The sequence below is a fragment of the Ralstonia sp. 1138 genome (assembly GCF_040544795.1).
Classification (GTDB): Bacteria; Pseudomonadota; Gammaproteobacteria; order Burkholderiales; family Burkholderiaceae; genus Ralstonia; species Ralstonia flatus.
This window is the reverse complement of record NZ_JBEPKQ010000011.1, coordinates 1-25,936: the sequence shown is the minus strand read 5'-3', so window position 1 is coordinate 25,936 and position 25,936 is coordinate 1. Positions and strand designations below refer to the sequence as shown.

The window sequence follows — 25,936 nt, the reverse complement described above, 5'->3', positions numbered from 1 at the left end:
TCTCGGTGATGGCCATCATGTTCGGTGACCCGGTGGGTCACTTCCAAAGTGTTGCATCCCCTCTCGGGTGGGTCACTCCTAGAGTGTTGTTGACATTAGTCGAGTCTCCACTTCTGACACAAGCATCCTGAGCCGATCAGCACGTTCTCTTCCGTCCAACGCAGAGTCGAGCAGTTCCTGCCTTCGCTCCATTAGCGCTGCCTGCTCCGCAGCGATCTCCTGGCGCTTTCGCTCCTCCGTCTCTTTTGCCTTCCGAGTCGCTTCCTCCCTACGTCTGGTCAGATCGCGATATAGCCAGCCAACCCAATCACGAAGCCGCTGCTCCTGCTCGGATAGCAACATCAGCGTTATCGACTTGAATACCGGCATGTCAAAGTCCGAGAAGGTGTAGACACCTTCGCCAGGCTTGCTATTGCGGCTGTCGGATTCGAACTGAAGCTGAAACGATGCGTCAGTGGCCTTGCTGCTCTTGAGCGACAATGGCCCACTTTTGTTCGTGAGCCTGACTTCGAAAGATTTGTGGTATTGCCCACAGGTGACACCCAGGCGAATGTGTCGTGTACCGCTGGAGCTAGGCTTGAAGCCCAGGTCAGTCCACCACCAGAGCAATCGACTCAAGCCAGCTAAGAGCCGGCGCCCCTGCGGGCTGGCGTACGCAGGTTCTGTTCCCCAGCGGTAGGTGACCAAAAGTTGTGCACGTCGCTCATCTTCCGCCATGAGCTTTTCGACGGCCGGGTGCGTGCCGCGAGTCGACTTTGGCAGAGCTACTCGATCAATCAGCCCCTCGTAGCGACGCAAGGCCTGCTCGACGCTTTCCTTGAAAGCTGGCAATGGCGGGACAGGAATGGCCAGCGCATTCGGGTCCACTTTAGGGACCAGTCCTATCACTTCTTCGCGGTCTTCCTCGATTCGCTCGGCAACGGTGTAGGTTAGATCAGGCTTCACATAGCGCCGCTTGGCGCTTGTCCCGGCTGCAAGGCTAGCCCAATAGCCAGGCATTGGTGCCGGCACATTGAGTTGCCGACACATCTTGCCGATCATTACATCAGATATGCCGAGTTCCTTGGCGAGCTGCGTCCGTGGCTTGCTCCAAACGAGGTTGTAGAGTTGTCTTCGTCCAATCGCCGATGCGTTGCTCATTTGGCTCGATCCTATATGTCGAGTCTCAACGATAGCAATAGAAGGTGATGCCGGCCAGCGTCGACGAAGATGGCTTGTGACATGGCGCCGCGCAATCTCCCGGCCGCGGTTCAGTGCCCCAAATAGTATTTCCCCTTTCTACTAGCGTCAGTGCGATTCCGGGCATGGCGGGGAAACGCAATGGTCTTAGTGCATGCGCTTCCCGCCGGGATGGCCGCAGTGATCATCGTGGTGCAGGTTATTGCGGTACACCGCGAGCGCGGTAGTGGCAACGTATCGGGTCGCACACTGCAACTGCTTGGCAACGTAGATGGCGCAGGATGTCGATACACGTAAGCGTTCGTAGGAAGCCTCATGCGTTGAGAGAACACGTTGGAGTTCGATTGCGGACTGCACCTGGCGTTCCCGTTTGTTCGGCAGACGGACTCCGTTTGCAATCAAGGCGCCAGAGAGATTTGATGCACTCCCTATGAGCGCGTACTTTGCCCGCAACCTCGCATCTTCGCATCGGCCGCCAGTAGAGTCGACGCCGACAATGGAGCAGCAGGTGGTTTCCGGTTCTTGGCGGGGCTGCGCTCTTTGCGCGCGACGGGGGCCGCCTGATTCTCCAGCTGGCTGAGGGCCTTGCGCTCGCTTGCATTCAGTGCCTCCGCGGAGTATGTCGCGACAATCGCTTTTTGCTGTTGCTCTCGCGCATGAGCAGCCGCAGCGGACAACGGGGAATCCACTTCAAATGGACAGAGCAAGTCCGAGCGTGGTTGGATGCCGCCGATCATCTGGGCAAGCAACGCTTCCACCTCGGATCTGTGCATGTTCTCTGGGCTGAGATAGGCGTCTTGTAGATGTGCTAAGGTCACCGACTCGCGCCCATCCTGCCGCATATACCGGTACGCAAGGCAAATGAGGTCGATGACGATTCGCTTGATGCCGAACGTCAGCTGAAAGATCTGCCGTTCGTGCTTGTGCGCCTGAACCTTAAGCCACGGACCTGCGACACGCTGGCATTCCTCCAGGTAGTCACACCAGTCCTGCGTCCCAGTGCTCTCCGGGTGCATGACGATGGGGCGGGATAACAGGCGGTGCCGGTCTTGCTGCGGTCGTTTCATCAGGTTGTGACACAGACTGTAGTTCGCAATGTAGACGAGCGGCACGTTCAGACCGAGCAGTGTCAGCAGTGTCGACGTCGCTCGTGCATTGGATGTACTGCCATGCGTGATGAATTGGCATTCGTCGGCAAACATCAATACCGAGAAGTCGCGAAACGCCCGCCATCTTGCATCTTGGGTCAGGCGGTCGAGCTGGATTCTCGCCGGCGCCAGCTCCGCGTCTGAATAGGCGCACTGTCTCAGCGAAGCGCCCACGCTCGGGTGGGTCCGAAAGTTCACATTGATGCAATGGCTTGCAACAAATGGGGCATGACCGCCTCCAACGTCGATTGGCTCCTCGATATGGAGGAGGCGGCCAATGGCAAGCGCCAATGCACTCTTGCCAGATCCAGCCAAGCCGGTCAGGCAAATCGCGGTGGCATCGGGAAAGTCATCCGAGAAATCGCGGTTGTACACGTGGCGAAGATAGTCGACATTGCCTCCGTAACGTGTGGCTGAGAACCCGATCGACGCGCCAATGAGTTGCTTCATGATCCGGCGTGCCTGCGTGGTGGGGACAAAGATGCTCTTGAGTGCGATACGCAAGCGCTCCTCGGCTGCGGCCGCAGGCTCACCCGCATGTGCCTTGACCGTAGCCGGCCGGATACGGGTCCGTGCGGTCATGACAGCGTCATCGAGCAGCGGCGCGATGCGATCAAATAGAACCTGTTTGAGGGTATTCATCGTGCGCTCCCATGTGCGGTCCCTAGCGCTGCTTCCTTAGAGGCTTTGGACGACGGCTTCGATCGAGGATTAGGCCTGCCCTTCTTTTGTTTGCCTGCATCCCAATCCTTACCTGTGTTTTCCTTGAAACGCTGCCGATACTCGGTCTCTGCGGCTTTCTGGTGCTCGCGAAATTCCGATTGCAGGATCGCCTCTTGCGCTGCGATGGCCTGCAACTCCGCCAATGACAGAGGATCGGTGTGGTCGCGTAACGGCAACACCAGGTCAACTTCGACAATTCGCCCGTGAATGTCGAGCCAAGCGTGACGCAGGCACAGAGCCAAGATGTAGCCTCGGACTTCGATGGTCTGACCATTCGCCAGGCTGCCAAGAATTCCGGTTTCGCGCAGGGCGTCGGAGTTGAAGCAGCGGTAGAGCAATTCAGCCCCATCGCATCGGAGTCGGAACGTGACGGGGGTGAGAAAGAGGCGGACCGCGCGGTCAAAACTGATGGGGTTGGCGTCGGTTCGTCCGAGATCGCTCAAATATTTCCAGAGCGCCGCGGCGCTCGGTAGCATCCCGGCGGAAATCATGTCGGGCGTGAGCTTGGCGGATATGTTGCGTTTGTGGTTGTCTTGCACCACACGCATGATCTCTCGCACGGCCATCTTGACCGGGCTGAGGTCGCTCTGCGCGTAGGTTGGGGCACCCTCGACCTGAATCTTTCGCGGGTGGGAGCTTTCCACAGTCGCGTTCGATTGAGGACTCCAACTCGGCGTGCACTCGCGAAAAGGAATATTGATCTCGTCGAAGTGGGTGGCGAGCACTTTCTTGCCCGGACCGTTGTCCGCGATTAAGGACGATCCAAGACCCTCGCAGTCCCAATCCCCGTCATGAAGGGTCAGCCCAAACAGTTCGGCGAACCGCTTCTTTGGAATGGCCATGCTGAACAGCGCCATTCGGTAGGCTTCCGATCGCTCGCGATTGAGCGAAAAGCCGATGCCTACGGTGCAAGACGATGCAACATCCACGATCGACACGACGCACAGCCGCGGGAGCAGCGACTTGCAATGTGGCGAGGTGGGATGGTCTTTTGTGTATCCCCCGTCGGCTTCAACCTTTTCCAGTAGATTCGCCACGGCTTGTGAGAACCGGCCCTCCGGCGGACGCAGTCTGTTGCGCGTGCGGACATCACCGTAGAGCGCGCGCTGCACCTGGTCTTGCCCGAACGTCTTCATGACGTGATACCGGTACTGTCCATACGAGGGAAACGGCTTACCCTGTGGGTGGAAATAGCCTTTAGCAAGACGATCGTCGGTCGTGACCTTGCATCCAAACGTATCGGTCATGGCCCTGCTGTAAATGGTGCTCAACGTTACGGCATCTCCACGGTAGCGCACATAGGAGTCCGCGATGGTTTGCGCCATTTCCTCGTCTACAGGCCAACCATTCTGCCTTTTGTGGGAAAGCGGCCGACGCCCCACCTTTTTTGTCTGCGCTGCTTGACTATCGTCTTCGGTGTCCTCGGCAGTTGGACCATCGAGTTCGATGCTGTAGAAGTAGCGTGGACAGAGCGACCATGGTTCCCGGCTGAACGCCAGATACGTGAGAAACCAGAGGCGCATACGTGTTTCATTCTGTCCGCTGCGTCTTGCAATGCGGTTGATGGCTTCGTTGGGCGTGTCGGAGGACAGGATCTCGGGTTGCTTCTCGAGCAGCGGAGCGATCGCGGCATAGCGTTCATCGACGTGCTGTGCAAGCGTCTTCTTGGACCTGCGGCGGCGGCCATCGATCTCCATCAGGTCCTCGTAGTCGAGTTCATCGCCAAACCAGATGGGGGTTTTCCTCTGCCGAGGCGCGATGACGATACCCTGGCTACGTATGCCGTCCTCAAACTGCGCGCGGGGTATGCCCATGACGGCGCTGTCCGGCTTGCCTTTCGCCTTGATCCAGAACCATGCAAGACAGACTTGCGGGCTGCCAATGCGGCTGCCGAGGAAATAGTACGTGACATCCTTGGCCAAGCCTTTGTAGCCAGTTGGTGCAATGAGTTGAGTTCCCATGTTGATCATGCAGCCCTCCGAAACCAGTCTCCATACACGTCCAGGATGTCGCGGGACTCGGGCGTGAGAGGGCGATCAAACAAGACTGGGGTAAACAGATCGACACGTAGGCGTCGATTCCATACACCTTGGTACAAGATGGCTCGGACGTCATGGCAATCACAGCTGAACTCATGCATGAGTGTCGCTGCAGCGCTGAGCGCAGAGGTATTGCTGCCGATGAGGGATTGAAGCCTTGCCTCAATCGCGTGCCGAGTTTTCGAAGAGACTTTGACTGCGTGGTGGTTGTACCCATACAGATGCCTCAGATTGTTGGCGACGTCAGTATCGATCTTGTCTTGCGTGACGCGTACGGTCCGGATGCCCGCATCTTCGTAATAGAGCTCCTCCAATTGGTGACGAAATGCGAGGCGCTGCTGCCGAAGTTCTTCCCGTCTTTGACTGCGTTGTAGGCCAAGGCCTCGCTTGAATCCATCCTCATCCTTCTTAACCGTCCAGTTGATGCAGAAGGGCACATCGTTCTCATCGCGCACGAAGAGCAGAAGATCGCCCAGAAGAGGAACGGGAACGCGCAGGACAGCCGTGGGGTCGTCTGGGTCGTCGATGACCGTTGTCGGATGCAGCCGAAGTTGGCCCAAGCGCTCGGCAACCTCGACGGTGCCTCTGAATGGGGGCAGGTCCAGGCCTCGCGTATCGGGGTGGCCGCTCAACGGGTGAAAGTCCGGTCGGGGCGATAGGACTGTCTGCTCGTGCAGCGCAAAAAGCCTCGGGTGGTACAGGGCGAGAAGTGCCGCGTACTGCTCGGGCGTAGATAGCAGGTGGATATCGCGGCCCAGTTTCGCCGAGTAGATGCAAACTCGACGCGAGCAGTTTGGGGCATCTTTGGAGAACGCCGTGATGGCCGGCCGATATGCGTTCGTCCATCCGCTGTAGGTGCGGGCCGTTAGCCGGGCGACGTACGCTGGGAGACCGACCTTCTTGGCGATGGCCGAGAAAACATCGCCCAGCATGTGAGTTAGTTTCATGACTCTTCCTTATCAAGGTCAAGGGGTATTGCCTGCCAAGGCAGGCTGTCCTCTCTGCGGCGTGGCGCACTTGTGCAAGGAAGCGTCAGATGTAACGCGTGAGGGCGAACCGCCCCCCCCAGTCGCCTTGACAGGCAACTGGGGTCGTCACAGAATGACAGCGTCAGGCTTCAACCGACACTGGCAGTTCAAGGGCCGCGATCTTTGCTGAGATCAGTGGCCCTTTCCATATCCAGGCTTCGTGCGCGTCCCTGTCACGGTTCGTGCATGTTCGACTCCTTTCTTGTCTGCTGGCGCGAGCTAACGCCAGTCTTCCGAGCACTCCTGGTCAAATTCCATTTTCTGTAGTGTTTGGGGTACAGAAGCAGGCCCCAGCCGGAGCACTTTTCCTTCGAACCGCTTTGCGTTGTTTAGGCAAGGTTCAGTACTGGCGGACCCAGGCACCAACGTGGTGGCTGGCGTGGCAATCATCTTCCATCGTTTGCTAATTTGAGATCGAGTCTTCGTGAGACCGAAGTCCTCGATTCAAATAGCATGATTTCAGTCGATTGCAGTATAGCCGGCAAAATGGATTGCGCCATTCTATCGGTGGTGCGTTGTATGTTGTTTTTTTGATTGCGTTTAAATAATTTACTTTTGCGTGTTAAGTAAAAATGTATGGTCTGTGGTAATTTTTTTATTGGGTATCGTGGTATGTAAAGTGGGAATTATTCAGATTTCTTCTTTAATGATTTTGTTATTGTGATGTCAATGCATGAGAAATCTTGGGGATGCTTTTCCGCACCAGTGACATAACGTCGTCTCGGCGGCTTGCGCGACATGCGCCTGCTTTTACTGGTGATCGGAAGCGATAAGGTGGAATGTACGGTATGGCCTACGCCGCCAGTCGTACTGCCCGCGCGAATCCTACGACAGAGTTGCGGCAACGCGCCGCACAGCTCTGTCCGGGCTTCACAGAAGGCTCCCCACCTTGAGTCACCCCTAATGGGGATCCGCGTCGCATCCTTTGCGCTCTTCTGCTGGAGACTCGCCGCTATGCTAAGAAACGTTGCTCCCGAACCGGGCGAGTACATTCGCGGACACGCCGGTCGGCTGGCGTTGTGGAACGGATTTTCCGGCGCCAAAGAACTTGTCGCGTTTTTGGATCGTAAAGAAAAAAGAGGATGGACGAATGATTTTTCTGTCAGCGTCTATCGACTCTTTTCGCCATTCAGTGGGCTGAATCTTGGAAGCTATCTGAGGTGGCATTCATTGCTTCCATTTTGCCGCGTGGGATCACGTGGTGATGACGCTTTCGACTATGACGGGCCGACAATTGGAAGTGCGAGAACTGCATTGAAGCAGCCAAAAAAAGGCGCATTTCTTTGTCCGAGGTGTATCGCGCGAGATGAACGCATGCTCGGCTATTCTTACTGGCGTGCATTCCATCAATTGCCCGGTATAGACGCTTGCCCTGTTCACGACATAGCGCTTGCTGTTGTGATGGACATCAATGCCTTCGAGCAACCGCCGGGCTCTTGGGAAGGTGCACAGCCAGTCTGCGACGAAATTGTATCCGTGCGTGCGGTACCTGCCGTTGCGCGCTATGTGGAAATTGCTCATGCATTCATGAGTAGAGGCCATCGGGTTCAACGCATTGGCGCAGGCCAGTGCATTGCCAGGCGCGTTGCGGAGATTCGATTGCAGACCGAGCGGAATAACCGCCGGTCGACGCTGGTGGATTACATCCGCGAAGCTTTTCCAGAAGCCTGGCTGCAAGCCCACTATCCTCGACTGTCTAGCAGTGAACGGAGCGAGAAGATTGACGCTGTGAACGCGCTGTGTTTTGGTAAGGTCGTTGACGGTATCGTTTATGCCATGGCACTGGCGGCCACTTTTTCGACGGGGCGCGAAGCCATCGACGCCTTCTACTCAAGCCAGGATGGTGCGCCATTGACGCGAGTCACTGCAACGAAGTCGGTGAAGATGGCGGCCCGTCTCGCGCGCCTCCTGCCGCACTACCTTGCAGGAAAGGGGCGTGTTGCCCATGTTGCCGAATCGCTTGATATCTCATTTAAGGCAGCATCGTCGCGGCTTAAATCGGTCGGGCTGCCGCTGCTCGGAAATGCTGCTGAATCGGATAGGCAGCGCATCATTGCTTTTCTATCGGCGGCATCAAAAAGTGAGATCGATCGTTGGATTGCGGCCGGATCGGATGTCAAACGCTTGTGACACGTGGAGGGTGGGGCACGAAGCGCGATTCGGGCAACAGACCAAGGTCGAACACTTCGTCCTCGTCGGTTGTCGTGCGATGCAGCGCCGCCACGAATTACACCTGCCCAGGGATGTCGATGCCCAAGCTGATAAGGTTAGCCCGTACCTCAGGGGCATTGGGGAGCAGGGCTAAGGTACGGGCGTCAACTTTCCACTTTGGCTGCAGCAAGCGCCGCAATCCAAGGTAGCCGATGCGCATTGTTGTATGACTGGCTGCCATGACCGACGAGCTCCACTAGCGGGCCAGATTGTTAGCGGGCCCCATGGTGCTGAGCATGCACCCAGCCAAATCGGCCTTTGCGCGGGCAGACGGCGGTTGGAGCGCAGGTCGGTATACCTTCATGTACCGTGAGGGCAATTCTGCCAAGTCCGTACGCTCGCGCGTCGACGGACGCACCCACCGCCACAGCGCGCCAGCGTAGCCAATGCCTGCAACCTCGACAAATGAGAACGCGTCGCTGGGCCGGCGAGTCCATTGGTTGCAATGTGCGGCGAGCCCTAGGCGGGTGGGTCTTGCTCGGGCCACCGCACTGTCAGAAGGCGGTCAGTCGTGGCCTGCACTGAGGTAGACACGGTTTGTCACCTCCGTCGAAGGTGAGAGTAACTGCGTCAGCACTGCTCGCGGCTATGTCGTGCATGAGCACGATTACTTGAACAGCCTTCTCGCCCCGGTGTAGCGAACATACCAATACGGATTCTCAAGATTCTCGATTCTCACCCGGCCACCTGTGGACGGGGCATGAACGAATTGCCCACGTCCGAGGTAGATGCCGACGTGGGAATATACTGCGCCGAGCGTATTGAAGAACACCAAGTCTCCCACGCGCAACGCGTCGCGCTTGACTTGCTGCCCTTCGGTGGCCATGCTCGCAGCGGTGCGGCCGAGGTTCAATCCGGCTGCGTGACGAATCACGTATTGAACGAAGCCGCTGCAGTCGAAACCGCTTTTCGGTGTGGTTCCGCCATACCGATAACGGATACCCACCAACTCGAGCGCCTGCGAGCGCAACCGCTCTAGGGCCAACGCGATGGCACCCCCGTCGACCAAGTCGCTCGCCGCCAGCGGCTCATCAAAGTCCGTTGGGTTGATATATTCCGCTCGACACCAAGCCGGAATTGACAATATCAAAACCGCCATGGCGACCATGGTAATGGAGTGCCGCCCGACGCTGTTAGAACGCCGACATCGGCAACTTGTTTTAAGCATTCTCAGATCCACGTCTAACCACTCAACGTGGACCCCCTTCGGCACCACCTTGAATGACTTCACAAGAGCCCTGAACGCTAGCCGATACGCCTCTGAGAACAAAGCGTTTTGCCACACTTGTTTGCAAAGCCATTGCAATGCAAACCGCTTGCCACGGTCGTTCGTGAAGTTGCGCAGTACGGCAGATTCTCGGCACCAAGACCTACTTTCGGCGACGCGGTAGTTCCTTGTCGGTATGGCATGCCACCATGTCGAATATCTGCGTATGCTAGAGGAGCGAACGATATTGCTCCGTCATGTGAGTTTGCAAGCCCCGCACTCTGTCATAGTTACAGACCGCAATAGGTCAGGGTCACCGCTACTATTTGGAAGGGCGTGCGTGCAAACTGGAAACAGCACTGGCGGCACAAGAGTGCCTCATGACTTCGTCAGCAGTTACCAGCAACATTGCAACAAACATTTACCCTTGCGCAGTCCGGTCAGGCTATTTTCTTCTACACTGCGTGCGCCCAAAAGTTACCCCGTTCTTTTTGCGCGCAGTATCTGTATGAACCCACCCACTCAGCGCCAGGCCATTCCCCCGGATGCTTGGCGCTTTTTTTTCGAGCGCGATCAGTCAAAATGCTGTGCGCCAGTTCAGCAATCGGCACCGTAGCATCAGCATCGAGTTCTTACATTCACGCACAATACTGTTTCACTGATTCCCCCTCCGAGTGCGCTGTGGTTGCGCACAGAGCGCATGGGCGGGCGGCGTTCGTTGCCAACCGGGTGGCTGTGCTGGCCGCAATGCTGGGCTTGTATTGATCCCGCGTGACGATAGGCTACGAGGATAAGAGAGCGTCAGCACAGCTATGCAGACAGCGTTGGAGCCAGTTGGTCGCCCGCGGACTTCGAGCGAAGACTGTGGCTATGTCATCGGCAGCAGCGAGACCGCTACCAGTATTCCGATCAACGCGCCGGCGAACATCCCGGTCAGCGCTCCCTTGCCGTCGAATAGGACCATGCCCCACGCTGTGCCCACGACAGTGGATGCAACGATCACCAAATAGTGGCGCAAGGTAAAGAGCGGTGGCCGGCGGCGCGGAGGATTTGGCATGGCGCATCGGATGTCAGTAAATGCGCGCCGAAGGGATTCGAGCCTTCGATGCGCGTTCAAGCCCACATGCTCCTTTGCGGGGGGGCGGGGGCGTCTTCCTCAATTTCTCGGCAGAATTTCGTGCCAAGCTTTGCTCAGGCATTCCTCTGCATAGGTGCGAACACTGTTTGCATCGATGCCATCCCAGTGCGTGCGCAGACGTAGCGCTTGCACATACGTGCGGAACACTTCAACGCGTTGGTTACCTTGATACTTCCGGTAAAGCCCGGCGATAAATTCCAGCTCGTGGGTGGTGCGGTGCGCTGTCATATCAACCCATTGCATCCGAGGTGAGGAGAGGCGAACACTCGTCATTCCGTTGAGTACACCAACACAAAAGATGAGGGCCGAACGCACCATTTCGCTCGGCCCTCGTGCCGTCTTTCCGGCTGTCAAGTCCCCCACGGACTATGCTTCCCAGACCGAAACAGATTGTCACTGCCGTTCGACGATGACATTTCCATCGTAGGGGACCATCCCACCATCGATTCACAACAATTGCGTCAACCCCCTTTGCTCAACAAGCGTTCGTTTTTTCCAGGCGGCCAGCAATATCGTTAAGCCCTCCGGGGTTATCTATCATCCCTCTTTTGCCGAAAACCGCCCCGCGTTTTGCCCTCGCGGCTTGGTGGCGGTCTTCCGTGTTTTGCTCGCGCCCTGTCGGCGGAGCCGTGAAGCAACAAGCATTTGCAATTCATATGGCAAATCGGCCTACGCTCTGGGTGCTGTGTAGGTCTTTTGATTGTTCACTCGCTCCGCCTCAGGGTAGGGCGATTGCTCTAGATGGTGCCGCTTCAAGAGGCTCCACGCCAGCGCACTGGGTTGCCTCCAGTGGAAATTGATCTGTGATTTGGCTACGGATGAGATGCCAGCAATTCGTTGCAAAGGTTGTCGTACATGCGGTAGTTACACCTATACGAAATTGCAGGCCGGGTCCTGGAATCGGTGCCCGGCCTGCGGTGCAATCGATCCGGCGGATTGCCATCCGAAATTGCGTACGGTCTTGCTCCTGTTGGTGGCCGCATTAGCTTCGTGGCTCTTCATGGGAGGTGCTGTGGCCTTGTTCGACGTGTTTGGGGTAAGCGTGCATTAGCCACGTGAGCCTGGTTGTGGAGGTCACGGTGACTTACGGAATGCGGCCAATACCGCTTGTGCACTGGTTCAGCTCTCGTTCACGGCGCAAGCTGCGGTATGCTCAGCGGGCCGGGCTCGCCCGAATCATGATGTTCACAGTGCTATCTGTGACGGTCTGTCAGCCCGCTATGAGCGAGCCACTTGGTGCCGACGGCGCCTATTTTCTGTATCGTGTACAAAGAGGCGACACACTGAGTGCGTTGGCTACCCGCTATATGGGGGGTGGTGAGGCCAGTTATCGCGTGCTTCGGCGGTACAACCCCATGGCAAACCATGCTCGCATTGTTCCCGGTGCTGTATTACGGATTCCCTTTGCCTCAATTCCTGTCGCTGCGTCGATGGTGCAAGTCGTCCACGCGCATGATGCGGCCACTGCCGACCACACACCGATTCAGGCTGGCACCAAACTGCCAGAAAGCGCAACGATTGAAACGGGGGCAAAAGGCAGTGTCACACTGCAGTTTGATGACTTCACCCGCGTGAGCGCGGGTCCCAATACTCGCGTCGCACTGGCGCGCGTACGCAGCTTTGTTCAGACCCGGCTCATTGATGTGCGTCTGCATTTGGACAAGGGCGAGGTCGAATCCATTGTTTCACCCACCAAGTCTGGTGTGGGACGCTACGAAATTTCGACGCCAAACTTGGTGACAGGCGTGCGTGGCACCCGTTTTCGGGTGCAAACACAGGGAGGCATATCGACGGCGTCGGTCTTGGAAGGTGAAGTCAGCGCTGCCACAGCGCACTCCTCACGCTGAGCCTTTTGGTCGCAAGCGCCAGCACGCTGCAAGGCTGTCATACCGGTATCAGGTGCACACCCCATAACCACTCCCAATGGTGCCATCTTCGATTGTGAAAAATTCGATGGCCTTCCCGGAACTGTTGAGAACATGCAGTGGCATGGGGGGCTCGAACTTTATCGGGGCACACAGCTGTTGCGCATAAGCCTACGGTATATGTGGCTTGGAATGTCGATGGGTTTCCCTGGGGGCTGCGACACCGTGAAGACCCGGTTCGACAATCGTGGTCCGCTACCTCATCTCGCGGAATCTCCCGCCAATCTTTGCGCTCCAGCAACCGCGGAGGCGCGCATGTGCCTCGCTTTCGTATTGCCACTTCGTGGGCAATTCCGCGCTTGATGCTAAGGAGTTAACACCCCGGGCTTGCTCAAGCGTCCCGGCGGTGGTGTTTCTGCGTGAGGATTTCCCAATCGGTCACGGCGCTTGCTCAAAGGTGTTCGTCACCCGAAAGAACTGCAATCCCCTTCTTAGCAGATTCAGATGTTAATCAAAAGCCACTTTTTCAGCTGATCGTAAGAAAGTAAGCAACGTTATGCTTGTCATTTGAGCTTAGACTCTTAGTCATTAGAGGGGCGATGGGGGTGTATCGATGCGCCGCACCACGCTGACAAGATCTGGCTATGTCGGGGGGATTGAATGATGGGGCAACGCTCGCCTATAGCATTCAATAATGGAGGTACGCCGCCGCAGTCGGGCACGAAGCAGCCCACCACGATTGGCGGCTATGTTCTCGCGGTGGCACGGACGCTGGAGCATTATGGTGTCGAGCCCGGCAGCGTTCTAAGAATGGCGGGCATTCAGACCCCGCTTGCCAACGACCCATTGCTGCGGGTGCCTGTCACGACCATGACGCGCCTGTTTCGTGCATGTGTCGACGCCACTCAGGATCCGTACTTCGGACTAACGGCATCTCGCTACATCCACGTCTCGAACATCCATGCGCTCGGTTATGCGCTGATGACCAGCAGTACGTTGATGGACTACTGTCGCAGACTCGCTCGGTATTACCATTTTGCATCGCAGGTCTGCGAGGTGGAAGTCGAACAATCAGGCGAGGAGATATCGTTACGTTGGCACCTCAACGCGGCGGTGTGCGGTGAAACGGAAGATGCGGTCTTGGCCTTTGTCGTTGCTCAGATGCGCCAATTGCACAGGCCGACGATCGACCCAATACGGATCGAACTCCAACACGCCATGCCCGCCAAGGGGGATGGGCCGTACCGGCAACTGTTCCGTGCACCAATCGTCTTTAATGCTCGCCAACCCATGGTGGTCATGTCCCGTCGCGACTTGGAGCAGCCGCTCGCAAGCGGCTGTCCCGAGCTCGCGCAATACCATGATCAGGTAGTCAAGACTTACTTGGCGCGGCTGGAGCGCAACGATATCCTTCTGATGGTCCAAAAGACGATCATTGAACTTCTTCCCAGCGGGGAATGTGGGCGTGAGCGTGTAGCGCAGGCCATGTGCATGAGCCCCAGCACTTTACAAGCCAAACTTCTACAACGGCAGACGAACTTCCAGGCGATTCTGGACGAAACGCGCAAGGAACTGGCGTGCGGCTATGTCCAGCAGGTCACTCGGCCCCTGATCGAAATCGCTTTCCTGCTGGGCTTTTCCGATAGCAGCAATTTCACCCGCGCCTTTAAACGCTGGACAGGCTTGTCCCCTAGCGAATACCGCCTTAAGCAGACCATACAGGCTTCTGGGGGCCCTGCCTGACTCAGCAGCTACGCGAAGGATTGCGCTTTGCTGGACGGACCAATTGAATCGCCAAAATGACAGGCCACCGCGCGAACGTTTGTATAGCCTTCAGTCATCGGTCGAGCAGATCGTCGACCAATAGCCCCTGGTGCCAACGTCGGCACAACTAGAGGGCATGACAAGTGCGGGCACGAACCGCCAACGGAGGAAATTTTGAAGCACGTCTCATACGATTCCTTGGAGATCTCGCCAAGCGCGGTATTCGTGTCTCCTGTGAGCCTGATTGACCAAGCCCATGTCACGCACGCGCATCGGTTCGTCCAAACTGCACCAGTCTCTTCGTTGGACGGTGCCTCCCATCGATTCCGCCACCAACTGGCTCCCTTCTGCCAGCCTTTCGATCCTGGCTCCGATCTGATTCCTCACACATTGACGGACACGATCGGCGGTGTTCTCGTATGGCACCCCCAGTAGCCCAACGAGGCTGATCACACGCCTGCGGGGACGTACGTAATTGCCAACCTGTGGCGCGGCCAGCCGCGCTCTGGGCCATGGTGCTCGTCGGGCCTGCCAGCGGGATTCGATTGCATGGGGTAACGAGTACGACCGATACTCGACGAGGTCAATTTACGCCCCCATCGTCCGTGTATCAGCACGCTCATTATTCATGCACGGGAAAATCGCGTTCACTGGAACGGGGGGAGAGCGTTCGAGCATGAAAATCGGATACGCGAGAGTTTCTACCGACGAACAGCATCTGGACTTGCAAATTGCCGCGTTGAAGGCCCATGGCTGCGATGTCATCTATACGGACCAAGGGGTATCAGGCGCTCGCTTTGATCGTCCTGGACTCAACAACGCACTCGATCAGGCTACGGGCGGCAGCACGTTGGTCGTATGGAGATTGGACCGTCTTGGCCGCTCTTTGAAGCATCTAGTGACCGTGATCGCGTCGCTCAACGAGCGCGGCGTCCAAGTTGTCTCGCTCACCGAAAGCATCGATACAAATTCGTCGACGGGTCGCTTCACCTTCCATATGATTGCCGCCTTGGCCGAGTTTGAGCGTTCGCTCATCAGTGAACGGACGCGTGCTGGCATGCGAAGCGCGCGCGATCGCGGCAGCCAAATTGGTCGCCCACCGGCGTTGAATGCTGAGCAATTGGAACAGGCGCGCGATCTGCTGCAACATCAGTCCGCGCGGTCGGTCGCTAAGGTTTTCAATATCCATCACCGCACACTCAGGCGCAGTCTTGGCGAACAGAGCACGGAGTCCAAAGTCTGCGAGTTGCTTGACTGAATCGACATCGAGTCCATCAGCACAACGAGGGACGAGGCCAGCGCGAGCCCTCGCATCGGTGACCGAGCGAATGCCGCAGCCACTCTCTAGGTTTGGCCTTACGGGGCTGCGACATTTGTTCGAAATCAGACCTTCCGGTCCATGTTTTGATGATTGTCCACCGCACCGATCTGCAAGTGTGCCTTGTGTCGGTCGGCGTGCATCCGAGTAGAAACCGTTGCCAATTTGACGGGTGTGGCATGGAAAGAATTTCAAGGCAATGTGCGGAAGTCGTATTGCGACTGCTGCAAGAGGGCGCTCATATCGGGCGAGAAGACGTTGTCGGACGAGGCTTGCTCAGTCCGACTGAATGGACGCGCGCCATTATCCTGCTCAGAAAGCAAGGGGTAATCGCTCGCACGCAAAAAACCCTTGGTGGTCCAGCGGGACATGCTCGATTCGAGTGGACGGGAAAATTGCTTGATCCAGATAAAAGTGGAACGAGTGCTCTACCGCAGTTTGACGAGTTGCTCAAGGCGTGGGCCACTCTGATGCAGGTCAGGCCTGTGAGGAAATGACCGCTTTTGCCAGTTTGCCGTCTAGCGTGCGATAGATTGGTCGTTCTAGCCAGCTAAGCGTAGATCCTTCTGTCTCGCTGGCAGGAGAATGGCTTTCTTATCAACGCGTATTTGCTCTTTCCCCGACCCTCCAGAAAAACGCGTATGCGGTGCTGTACACCGTATCGGGACGATGGTCGCAGCGCTAACGGCGCGATGAATTCCTATCTTGCTGCAGTAGCGGCGCCCCGGGGGAATGCGCTGATGCGCACCGGTAGAGCGTGGTGAGTTCTCATGGGTTTTGGGCTCAGTGTCGGCCGTTGGATGTGCTACGTAACGGAGCATGTAACGTAACAACCGGTACACACCGTTGTTTGTATCTCTCTTAATTCGCTCAGAGAGTCGCTGTTCCGGGGCGATAAATGCAAAGTCAGCAGCGCTGCAGACTTTGCTAGCAGTAAAACTGAAGTTTCCAATTCGCCCTCTCCTCCTTGGCATGCTTTTTGTTTAACAAACTAACGGTGAGTCAGCCAAAGTGCGTACGCCGTTATGTATGCGCCTTAAGCAATACAGGCTGCGCCTTGGATTCTGTTGATCAATCTTGGGGAGGGGGATTTGGTCACATAGGCCGAATCCCGGCAAGAATGGACATGGGGTACGCACGGGTAACGACAGAAGAAGAACTACAACGGGAGCGCGCGATTGATACGTCGTTTGCGCGGGAGGGCGACGAGGTCAAACATGTGTCCGCGCAGTCAGATCATTGGCTGCCTACCACGATCGGGAGCTATGCGTTCGCGGTAGGGCGGGCCTTGGAACACTACGGTGTCGACCCGGACGCGGCATTCAGAGCTGCCGAGGTGTTGAAGCCGCAAGGCAGCAACCCCATGGCTCGAGTACCTGTCGCCGCGATATCACGTCTCTTTCGCTTCGGGGTGATGGCCACCGAGGATCCGTACTTCGGGTTGAACGTCTCCCGCCATCTGCATCTGGGGGACCTGCATGCGTTCGGCTACGCACTGATGGCCAGCAGCACTCTGATGGATTACTGTCGCCGGCTTGTTCAGTACTATCCGGTTTTCTCATCAGGTGCCCGTGAGGTCACGCTTGATCAAGATGGCGAGCACGTTTCCCTGCGATGGCATCTCACCGAAGGTGTGTGTGGCGAGACGAAGGACGCTGTTCTTGCCTTCTTCGTGACCTCGATGCGGCAGCTGTACCGCCCAGCAATGAATCCCGTTCGGGTCGAGTTTCACCACGCGATGCCCAGCGAAGGGGAAGAGCCCTACCGGCGACTGTTTCGCGCACCGATCGTTTTTAACGCGCCCCAGCCTGCACTGGTTATATCTCGCCAAGATCTGGAGCAACCGCTTGTCGGTGCCTGTCCCGAGCTTGCGCAATATCACGATCAGGTTGTCCAGGGCTATCTGGCCCGCCTGGATGGCAACGATGTGGTTCGGACGGTCAGAAGAAAGATTGTCGAATTCCTCCCCACTGGAGAGTGCGGACGTGAGCGCGTTGCCCAAGCCATGTGCATGAGCGCGAGCACCTTGCAGATCAAATTGGCACAGCGCGATACCAGCTTTCAGGCGATTCTGGACGAGACGCGCAAGGAGCTTGCGTGCGGCTATGTTCAGCAACTCTCTCGGCCACTGATCGAGATCGCGTTCCAGCTGGGCTTTTCCGATAGCAGCAACTTCACGCGCGCCTTCAAGCGCTGGACAGGCTTGTCTCCCAGCGACTACCGGCTCCGGCAGCGGTATCAAGGCCATTGATCGATCACGAGGATGGAGAATAGCTGACTTACGTGGCCGGCCGCGGTCGCCAGTGCACAAGGTCGCGTCTAGCCAAACTCGATGGCATTCACCGCTACAGCGCTTCGAGCAAGGGCGAGCGAAAATTGCCTCGAGCGGGCAAACGCAATTCCACAATTGCTGACACGGCTAGCGTGATCGCTACAGTTACTTTCAATTGCCCCGGGCGACTTTGCAATACTGGTGCTATGGACTGGCTCCAACCGAACACCCTCGTACCAATGTTCGGAAACCCTGCGTCACGGTTGTCCCGAAGTGGTGTCGTTGCCGAATATGCAACGCAAGTTCGCTATGCCGAGCTATGGACCATAAGGAACGCCAACTCGATGGGCGTTTGGGGTGGCGCGGCATCTCAAGCAAGCAGAGGAACGAGCCTTTGCAAGTGGTGGGTGCCCGCTAAAGATGGTCGACCTCGTCTGCGCGTTTGGCACGGTGACCATTCGCGAAGGCTCGGCAATACATTGCAGAGGATGTGCAAAAAAGCCTTGATCGCGTCCAGTGGAAGCCTAGAAAAACGCGGGTGACGCTCTGACTATGGCGGCTCGGTCAGGATCCTTAAGACCTGTGGAAGTGAGCATGCGATTTCCTCAACAAAGTGTCATTGCGGGCGTTCTGGTTTCGTTGCTGGGGTTATGGGGGTGTGATCAACAGAGAGTGGATCAGGCCGTCGATCGTGTAGACGATACCGCCAAATACGTGTGGCAGTCGGCTAAGCCTGACAGCCTTCTGTTCAAAGGCATTCAACTGGATCAGTCGACCGAAGCCGACGTATTGGCCACGGCAGGCAAGCCGGAGATGATCTGGGAAAACGAAGATGGCACACGCCAGTTGGAGTATCCGCGCGGCCCGGAGGGTACTTCTACCTGGAGGGTGGCCGTTACACCAGATGGTCGGGTGCGCGGTATCGAGCAACTATTGACGGCAGCGAATTTCAACCGCGTGCGCCCGGGCCAATCGCGTAACGAGATCCGTCGCCTACTTGGCAGGCCGACCAAGGTGGAGGCGTTTCGCTTTAAGCAAGAAGAGGTGTGGGTCTATCGATGGATGGAAAGCCCGACTGAGCCAGCGTTCTTCAACGTGCATTTCGGCCCGGACGGGCAAGTGACTACGACCTCGCGCAACGACGGTCGGTCGAGCGGAGGCTAGCCGAGAGAGGGATTCGGCGGCTAGTGGATGGCTCGGCACCTGAAATGAATGAGCCGGTGTCCATTGCAATTGCACGGGCCATCCAGAGCATAGCTGCGGAGTCGAATGCGGTTACCAGTTTGCTGGAGTTGGTCATGAAGCACGATGAAGAAGCGTCCAAGGAGAATCGGGCGTTTTCACGCCTGAAAGCCCAGGCGACACGGTTCGGGTTTCTATGCGTCTCAACGCAATGGCAAGGGCGCTACGCCCAATACGACTTTGTGTGCGCACAAGGACACGCTGTGCAGCGAACGGCAGGAGCTTTGCTCTATGGCAAATCATCTGTTGCGCTTTGTCCTGACTGCACGCGGTCGGCAACATATAAGCGCCTACAGATCTTGGCGAATTGGAAAGGCGGCATTTGTCTGGAGGCAGATTATCTTGGCGCGAAGGTCATGCACCGCATGCGTTGCGGCAATGAACACGACTGGCAAGCCGAGGGGCACAAGCTGTTGGCCGGAAATTGGTGTCCGATATGTATGCGTGCGGCGGCAGCGGTAAAGCGTCGAATCCATGCGAACCGAAAGCCGACAGGTGCATCAACGCGCCGCGTGAGCGGCACTCCTGTCATCGATCAATCTGGGAATCATGGGGCGAAACAGCAAGCCGCGTAAGCGCTACCAGAAGCGAACCCAGCTGGAGCCACTGCAGGGACGTTCGAAGCTGTGCATGATTGAGGCGATCTTTAGCCCGTTCGAAGCGATGTTGCATCACCTGTGGTCAGGCGGCGAGTTTGAAGTTTCCGATGCCGGCGAGTTGATGTACTTGCAGAAGAGGTCGGGAGTCCTGTGTCCCGTAGTCGACACGCTAGAAGTGTGCGCGGAGTTCTTTGACATTGCGCGCAAGCGAGACCCCTCCTGCCCCGAAACCGGGCCACTGCATCGATTGACGCAGGCGCTGCGGGGCGGTGCAGTGAACGATGTAGATTTGGACGCCGCGATCGACTGTGTGGCTGCCTTGCGCGCGTACTCCACTACTCAACCGGCTAATGCCTTAGCCGATGTCGCTAGGACGATGGAGATCAAATGCCGGTTGGAGTCGCTCAGCGTTTGAGTTTCGACTGAGAGCTTCCTTGCTCCATTGGTGGGACCCGAAGTGTTCAAGTGTTCTTTTGCCGACCCGCGATCGCTGTAAGGTTCATCTAGCGACAAGTAGGGCAACAGCTGCCACCATTTTCAGGACTTCCGTCGAAGCCACGGCGAAAGAGGGTGCCACATGAAACGTCTCAGTGAAAAACTAATGAAAGGCCGTGTTCGAGTTGGCGCCTTGCGTAGTTTGACGCTTGCCGTCGCGCTAGGCATCGTGGACGTTCGGGCAGCTTCAGCAGCGCAGGACGGCGACATCGAACTGATCGTTCAGGCACACAAGGCCTGTAGTTTGGAAAATATGCAGAAGACTGTCGCCGACATCCGGGACTGCCTCCCCGCTGTAGTCAAGCAATCCGAAGCGGTATTGGAGAAGGCGGAAGTCGCGGTGCGTGCGCAACTGCATAAGGAATGGCACGACGACAAAGTCGTGCGTCAGTTCTATGTTGGTATTCGGGATGCCTTCGAAAACACCACGATGACGTTCCGCGCCCATCGGGATGCCGAATGCGTCTACGTGCGGGCCAGGTATGCCTCGGGTAATGGCGGCGGTATCGCGAGTCAGAATTGCCAGATTGAGCGGAATCTCGCCCGTGCCCGCGAGTTGCGCGCCGACGACTGACGAATGGCTGTGTCGGCGATTGTCGCTTTCACGTTTCATGAAATGGCTCCGCCTCGAAACTAGGCGTGAGGCAATTGTTGTCAATTGGTGGGGCGGCAGCTTCTACGATAGAGGCGTCACGGCTAAAAGGCGGTGGCGATCTGTTTCTGTTGGGGAAACATAGTCGCTGGTGGACTTGGCAGCCGGAAAGACGGCACGAGGGCTGGGCGAAATGGTGCGTCCGGCCCTCCTTCTTTGTGCGGACGTAGCTCAATGGCAGAGCAGAAGCCTTCCAAGCTTATGACGAGGGTTCGATTCCCTTCGTCCGCTCCAACGCATGCGAACGACTTGACATGAGAGCCCACGGTACCGAGGACGAACTGGACTTTATTACCCGGCTATATCGCAAATATCGGGGCGCCGAGCGGGTCGTGATGTTTCGCAGATATATGGCGGCGCTTCATCAGCGCACGCAGTGGGGCGACCTCGACGCGGACAGAATCCTAGCTCATGCGGAAGAATGCCTGCAAAAAGCTTGGCGATATGAAAACTAAGAAAACGTGGCCGAGAGGCTGAAGGCACGTCCCCAGAACCTCCAGCGCATACGAACCAAGAGTACTCTATCCCTCATCGGCCTAGGGCTCTTCCAGGCGCACTTCGACCAGCTTGATCTCCTGCTGTGGCTTCTTTGGCCGGAACTGCATACGCAAGTCCATGGCCTTCAAAGGTTCAATGTCGCTGAGTGGCCCATGCAGCCACGCAAAATACGACGGTTTCCTGAACGGAAGAGTCCTCGCCCGTTTGGGCCTCAACGCGGCAACTGTGTAACCCCCAAAAAAAACAGCCAGGCGACGGGACGTGCCTGACTGGAATGGATAGAAATCCGGGGAGTGTCGCGCAGCAATCGTAAACTGCACGACGTGTTAATGGTATCTGCGAGGGGTTGTGACAATGTAAATTTTTGTGTCAAAACCATTTCTGGAAGAAATGCCGCTTTGATACCGTGTTGTCGAGGAAATCCTTATTAATTTAGTTTTTATGATTTCAGAATTAAATTGATTAGTTCCGTTTCGCTTCGATATGTCGTGTTTGTAATCAGTACTTTCTAGACGTTCCAGAGTCCGCACCCACTTCCATGTGAACCAGTCAGGGTTAGCGGTCACATGCTGTTTGCATGTCCCGGTGCTGCAACAAAGATTGACGTTTGTCTAGAGTTGTTACGGGCATATTCGCAATAGCTTGTCCGCCGGTGATCGCGAGTCTATCGATGAGTGCAATCGGTTTGGTTGCTCAGTGACATCTCGTGCGTGATGCGGATCAAGACGGCACTCGATGGCAGGTGGCTTTTGAGCGCAATTTCGCGCTCACGTAAATCGATCGCTGCCTTACATGAAGTGCCTGTATTCCCATCAGCAGATACAGTTGCTGGGAGATGCTTTGTTGGATGCTGGTTGCAAGGCAACGATAAGCGTTGAACTACGGTTTCACCGTAGAAATCTTGTTTGGATGTGTCCCGTCGGAGAAATGGTATGGCATACGGACTGATTGCATGGCTGGTGATTGGGGCGGTTGCGGGCTGGCTTGCCGGCCTACTTGTTCACGGAGGTGGCTTTGGACTGATCGTCGACATCATCGTGGGGATCGTTGGCGCATTGATCGGGGGCTGGCTCTCCGGCGTGCTCGGCATCTCGCTTGGCCAAGGTTGGATTGGCTCGATCATCACAGCTGTGATTGGTGCGGTTCTCCTGTTGTTTGTCATACGACTCGTAAAACGGGGGTAACCAGAGTCTTTTCGCGCTACCGATTTGGACGGTTTCCTAGACAAGCATATGGAAGTTATGGACAAGAAATACTACTGGAGCCAATCATGGGCTTGATGGACAGTTTGCAACAAGCCGTTGGCGCGTTGAGCAGCAACCCTGCGCAACTGCTAGAGCAGGCCGCGCAAAACGCACCGACGGGTGCGTTGGGACAAGGTCTGGCGGCAGCGTTCCAGTCGGATCAGACGCCGCCTTTTGCGAATATGGTCGGTCAGTTGTTCGGCCGGTCCAGTGGGGAGCAGCAGGCGGGCATGCTCAACCAGTTGCTGGAAACCGTTGGACCTGCCGTGTTGTTCCAGGCGGGTGGTGGCGCGCTAGGCAGGTTGACGTCGCCGGGGGCCTCGACGGTGACGCCTGAGCAGGCGAATCAGTTGACACCCGATCAGGCGCAGGCCATCGTCGCGCATGCGGAGCAGGCGCACCCCGGCGTGGTTGATCAACTTGGGCATTTTTATGCGAACCATCCGGCCCTGATCAAGACGCTCGGGAGTGGAGCGCTCGCGATCGTTCTTGCCAAACTCAAGGAAAACCAAGGCTGATTGGGAAGGCATAGGCCAGAGAGTGTGGCGTGTGCGATGGACTCGAGGCACCTATCAGACTTGCCATGATTGGTTTGAAGACAATTGTTGCGCTGCTCGGCATTGCCGCTTTTGCCGGGTGTAGTTCCCTGGCCTCTGAGGGCACTTCGGCTGCAGCCGGGGTTGGCGGCGCGGCGCTGGCCGCGAAGTTAACTAACAACGCGGCCGTGGCTACCGGTATTGGTTTGGGCGTCCAGGCGGGCGCCCGAGCGGCGCTGCAATATGAACAGCGCGTGGTGCACGCGCACACACAGGACCAGATTGCCCAGGTTGCCGGCCCCCTCTCTCTGAATGCTGTCGGCACTTGGCGGGTGCATCACAAGGTGCCCCTCGAAGCCGACGAACATGGGCGTGTCGTCGTTACGCGCAAGATCGACCGCTCTTTGACGGGCTGCAAAGAAATTCTCTTTTCGGTGGATGGTGATGCCGACCAAGTTGACTTTTTTGTTGTCACCATCTGTCACGACGGTCGTCAATGGAAATGGGCGACAGCCGAGCCCGCCACCGGTCGCTGGGGTGCTCTGCAATGAGTGTTCCGAGCTTTTCTCTGGTCGCGCTCCTCATGCTCCTCTCAGCCTGTTCGTCAGTGGCGCCCGTTGCGGGTGCTGTCGCAGGTGTGACGTCGGCGGCTTTCACAGCAAATCCCGCTGTAGCCTATGCTGTGGCCACCTCCGTTAATGCGGCTACGGATGCAGCTGTTAAATACGCGGCACGCCAATGGCACCAGGGTGAACAGGAGGCTTTGGCTTCAGCAATCGGACAACTGTCGGATGAGCGCATACCTCATCCGTGGTCGCTTGATCGTGCAGGAGGTCTGAGCCGCGTACAAGGAACATTGACGGTTGTCCGGGCGTTCAAGACGCCTCTTGCTATATGTCGGGAAGCCGTGTTGAACATTGCCGCAAGCGATTCTGTGCAGCCTGTAGAGCGTTACACGGTTTACGCATGCTGGGATAGGGCTCGCTGGCGTTGGGCGAATGCAGAGCCGGCAGTCAGCCGGTGGGGTGGGCTTCAATGACGCCGCTTCATGATCAAGCGCGGCATCTTGCGAAACAACGTAGTTTGAAGGACATCACCTCATGCCGAATTTCAATGCGTCTAGCGTGGATCGCTGTTGCCGTCGAGAGGATCACGTTGAGATTTCGCGTACTTCCCACCGCACGGTTGTTGTGTTCCTTGCGGGGGCGCTGCTTGCGACAGCCTCCGCAGCCTTTGCAAAATACCGAGAGGAGTGGCTAAGCGACAAGCAGGTTAGTGCGTCGGAGGGCGTCAAATCCACTCGCCCGCAGCAAGTCGCTCGTCAAGGACATTTCGTTGTCAGTACAAGGGTGAAGCCCGCAGCAAAGAAACGGGCTGGGAACATCGCTCCCACTGTCGAGACAACGGACCCTCTTGGTGAGCTTCTTCGTAAGCAGGAGTTCCAAGCGCAGCGGAACGCGCCGCACCGTCATAACGGGAAGCCCGCAACTCATGCCCGATAGCGACATTGGTGGACGTCAACATCACTGCAGTTGGTGCGATCTCGATTTGGGCGTGTCATTCTCGACTGAGCACTGTGGGCAGGTATCGGTGTTGAGATTCAATGTGGCGAAGCGGGTCTCGGCCATTTCTTTGCGCTCACGCCTTTGTTTCGCGAGTAGCGCATCGATATCGAAGATCTGCGATATCGAGTCGCCCCTTTGTCTCATTGCGTGGCTCAATTCGCTGACGCTGGCGAACACCGCCGGAAATTGTTCCGAGGCAGATGTTCATGCCATAACACGTTCCAATTGTTGTGAATTATCTTTTTGATTAAACCCTATGATAGTCCTGCGCTTTTGCGAGGATGTAACGTGATCGCTATGAGGCGAATCTCCATGGGGAAGCTGCTACCTGAAGGGCTTGTAATGGCTTGGTCGTCTGGGCCCTCTGACTTTTATGTCTGAATGGGGCTATTCGTTGTTGAGCGTGAACGCCTCCCGGCTCGTGTCTGCAATTTAATGTTGCGTACTCGTCGGTCAGCTCGAAATCGCATGAAGTGACATGACGCCGTACAAAACTAAAGACGAGCTCCGATTTCTCGATAGTCTATATCGTAAACACGAGGGCCTCGCGCGAATCAATGCGTTTCGTGACTATCTTCGTGTCGTCTATCTACGCAAGGACTGGGGTGAAGTTGACCCTGAGAGAATTATCTATTATGCGGAATCTTGTTTGCGAAGGGCGTTGCGATTCGAAGATTATTGATTTTGCATTTATTTGTTTGAATTTTATTGCTAATAAGCTTTGTCAAGACATGCGGTAGTTTGTGCTCGGGTTCGTCTGTCGCCTTTATATGCAAGACGAGAATTGGCGGCAAGCTGCTGGTGGGATTTCGGATGCACATGGAAATATTCCCGATAGGTCGGAGGCCTTTCCTGCCAAGGACGGCTGTATTGAGATTCAACCCCTCGTCTTCGCACTAACTAGAGGTCGATCTAGCTGGATGTGGCAGGTTCACAAATCCCCGAAAGCGTGTAAGCGATGGCGCTGTTGCTATCAATGGCGTGTCTTCTGCCGGCAGAGAGTGCGCGCTGGTCGAACAAGCCAACGAGGAAGCCGAAGAGCACGATCATTCATCTGAGGTTCGAAGAGGCTGTCAAAGCCCTGCGGCCACTGGGGCAATTGATAGGCTGAGGAATATCTAATCAACATTCAGGGCTGTGCTCGCCTCGACCCTATGTGCTTGGTGCATGGGTGGCGGGATGGTCTTGAGGGCTTTGGCCAGCGCCATGCGCT

Annotated in this window: 19 protein-coding genes and 1 tRNA gene; 13 read left to right on the top strand and 7 right to left on the bottom strand. The window is 56.6% G+C overall.

Translation table 11 applies throughout. The annotated features are described in order from the left end of the window. Nucleotides 1-78 precede the first annotated feature (78 nt). The 4 genes from ABIC76_RS25235 to ABIC76_RS25220 all read right to left on the bottom strand — a co-directional run bounded on the left by ABIC76_RS25235 (nt 79) and on the right by ABIC76_RS25220 (nt 6,036). Nucleotides 79-1,140, bottom strand: coding sequence for a hypothetical protein (locus ABIC76_RS25235; protein ID WP_354535605.1), 1,062 nt, complete (start codon nt 1,138-1,140; stop codon nt 79-81). Between the two features lie 467 nt (nt 1,141-1,607). Next, on the bottom strand, nt 1,608-2,969 hold the full coding sequence (locus ABIC76_RS25230) for a hypothetical protein (RefSeq protein ID WP_354535604.1): 1,362 nt from the start codon (nt 2,967-2,969) through the stop codon (nt 1,608-1,610). Then, nucleotides 2,966-5,020 (bottom strand): TnsB C-terminal domain-containing protein, encoded by a 2,055-nt coding sequence (locus ABIC76_RS25225; protein ID WP_354535603.1) that lies wholly within the window; start codon nt 5,018-5,020, stop codon nt 2,966-2,968. The genes ABIC76_RS25230 and ABIC76_RS25225 overlap by 4 nt, the downstream gene beginning before the upstream one ends. Next, complete coding sequence (locus tag ABIC76_RS25220) at nt 5,017-6,036, bottom strand: PDDEXK family nuclease (RefSeq protein WP_354535602.1); 1,020 nt, start codon at nt 6,034-6,036, stop codon at nt 5,017-5,019. The genes ABIC76_RS25225 and ABIC76_RS25220 overlap by 4 nt, the downstream gene beginning before the upstream one ends. Before the next feature lie 984 nt (nt 6,037-7,020). Between ABIC76_RS25220 and ABIC76_RS25215 the strand changes: the two genes are divergently transcribed. Next, entirely contained in the window at nt 7,021-8,247 is a 1,227-nt protein-coding gene (locus tag ABIC76_RS25215; RefSeq protein ID WP_354535601.1) for a TniQ family protein, read from the top strand. Nucleotides 8,248-8,935: 688 nt separating this feature from the next. Here ABIC76_RS25215 and ABIC76_RS25210 read toward each other — a convergent pair. After that, nucleotides 8,936-9,436, bottom strand: coding sequence for a C40 family peptidase (locus tag ABIC76_RS25210; protein WP_354535600.1), 501 nt, complete (start codon nt 9,434-9,436; stop codon nt 8,936-8,938). A 1,255-nt stretch (nt 9,437-10,691) separates the two neighbouring features. After that, nucleotides 10,692-10,901, bottom strand: coding sequence for a hypothetical protein (locus tag ABIC76_RS25205; RefSeq protein ID WP_354535599.1), 210 nt, complete (start codon nt 10,899-10,901; stop codon nt 10,692-10,694). Between the two features lie 992 nt (nt 10,902-11,893). On the opposite strand from ABIC76_RS25205, the gene ABIC76_RS25200 reads away from it, so the two are divergent. From ABIC76_RS25200 to ABIC76_RS25190, 3 genes are all read left to right on the top strand, one after another. Further along, nucleotides 11,894-12,520 (top strand): FecR domain-containing protein, encoded by a 627-nt coding sequence (locus tag ABIC76_RS25200; RefSeq protein WP_502947903.1) that lies wholly within the window; start codon nt 11,894-11,896, stop codon nt 12,518-12,520. A gap of 678 nt (nt 12,521-13,198) precedes the next feature. Further along, entirely contained in the window at nt 13,199-14,281 is a 1,083-nt protein-coding gene (locus ABIC76_RS25195; RefSeq protein ID WP_354535598.1) for an AraC family transcriptional regulator, read from the top strand. 697 nt (nt 14,282-14,978) lie between these two features. Continuing rightward, entirely contained in the window at nt 14,979-15,560 is a 582-nt protein-coding gene (locus ABIC76_RS25190) for a recombinase family protein (protein ID WP_354535597.1), read from the top strand. Between the two features lie 251 nt (nt 15,561-15,811). Here ABIC76_RS25190 and ABIC76_RS25185 read toward each other — a convergent pair whose 3' ends face one another. Further along, nucleotides 15,812-15,991, bottom strand: coding sequence for a hypothetical protein (locus ABIC76_RS25185; RefSeq protein ID WP_354535596.1), 180 nt, complete (start codon nt 15,989-15,991; stop codon nt 15,812-15,814). Nucleotides 15,992-16,746: 755 nt separating this feature from the next. Between ABIC76_RS25185 and ABIC76_RS25180 the strand changes: the two genes are divergently transcribed. The 9 genes from ABIC76_RS25180 to ABIC76_RS25140 all read left to right on the top strand — a co-directional run bounded on the left by ABIC76_RS25180 (nt 16,747) and on the right by ABIC76_RS25140 (nt 23,709). After that, the gene (locus ABIC76_RS25180) at nt 16,747-17,871 is read left to right on the top strand and encodes an AraC family transcriptional regulator (protein ID WP_354535595.1); all 1,125 of its coding nucleotides are present in this window, start codon (nt 16,747-16,749) and stop codon (nt 17,869-17,871) included. Between the two features lie 615 nt (nt 17,872-18,486). Beyond that, nucleotides 18,487-19,056 (top strand): outer membrane protein assembly factor BamE domain-containing protein, encoded by a 570-nt coding sequence (gene bamE, locus ABIC76_RS25175; RefSeq protein WP_354535594.1) that lies wholly within the window; start codon nt 18,487-18,489, stop codon nt 19,054-19,056. Nucleotides 19,057-19,190: 134 nt separating this feature from the next. Next, on the top strand, nt 19,191-19,709 hold the full coding sequence (locus ABIC76_RS25170) for a hypothetical protein (protein ID WP_354535593.1): 519 nt from the start codon (nt 19,191-19,193) through the stop codon (nt 19,707-19,709). Nucleotides 19,710-19,764: 55 nt separating this feature from the next. Continuing rightward, nucleotides 19,765-20,148, top strand: coding sequence for a hypothetical protein (locus ABIC76_RS25165; protein WP_354535592.1), 384 nt, complete (start codon nt 19,765-19,767; stop codon nt 20,146-20,148). A gap of 162 nt (nt 20,149-20,310) precedes the next feature. Then, nucleotides 20,311-20,802, top strand: a complete 492-nt coding sequence (locus tag ABIC76_RS25160; protein WP_354535591.1) for a lysozyme inhibitor LprI family protein — start codon at nt 20,311-20,313, stop codon at nt 20,800-20,802. A 238-nt stretch (nt 20,803-21,040) separates the two neighbouring features. After that, nucleotides 21,041-21,114: transfer RNA gene (locus tag ABIC76_RS25155), tRNA-Gly, on the top strand. A gap of 1,196 nt (nt 21,115-22,310) precedes the next feature. Then, on the top strand, nt 22,311-22,562 hold the full coding sequence (locus tag ABIC76_RS25150; protein WP_354535590.1) for a GlsB/YeaQ/YmgE family stress response membrane protein: 252 nt from the start codon (nt 22,311-22,313) through the stop codon (nt 22,560-22,562). A gap of 86 nt (nt 22,563-22,648) precedes the next feature. Next, the gene (locus tag ABIC76_RS25145; RefSeq protein WP_354535589.1) at nt 22,649-23,140 is read left to right on the top strand and encodes a hypothetical protein; all 492 of its coding nucleotides are present in this window, start codon (nt 22,649-22,651) and stop codon (nt 23,138-23,140) included. A 65-nt stretch (nt 23,141-23,205) separates the two neighbouring features. Beyond that, complete coding sequence (locus ABIC76_RS25140) at nt 23,206-23,709, top strand: hypothetical protein (RefSeq protein WP_354535588.1); 504 nt, start codon at nt 23,206-23,208, stop codon at nt 23,707-23,709. Nucleotides 23,710-25,936 lie beyond the last annotated feature (2,227 nt).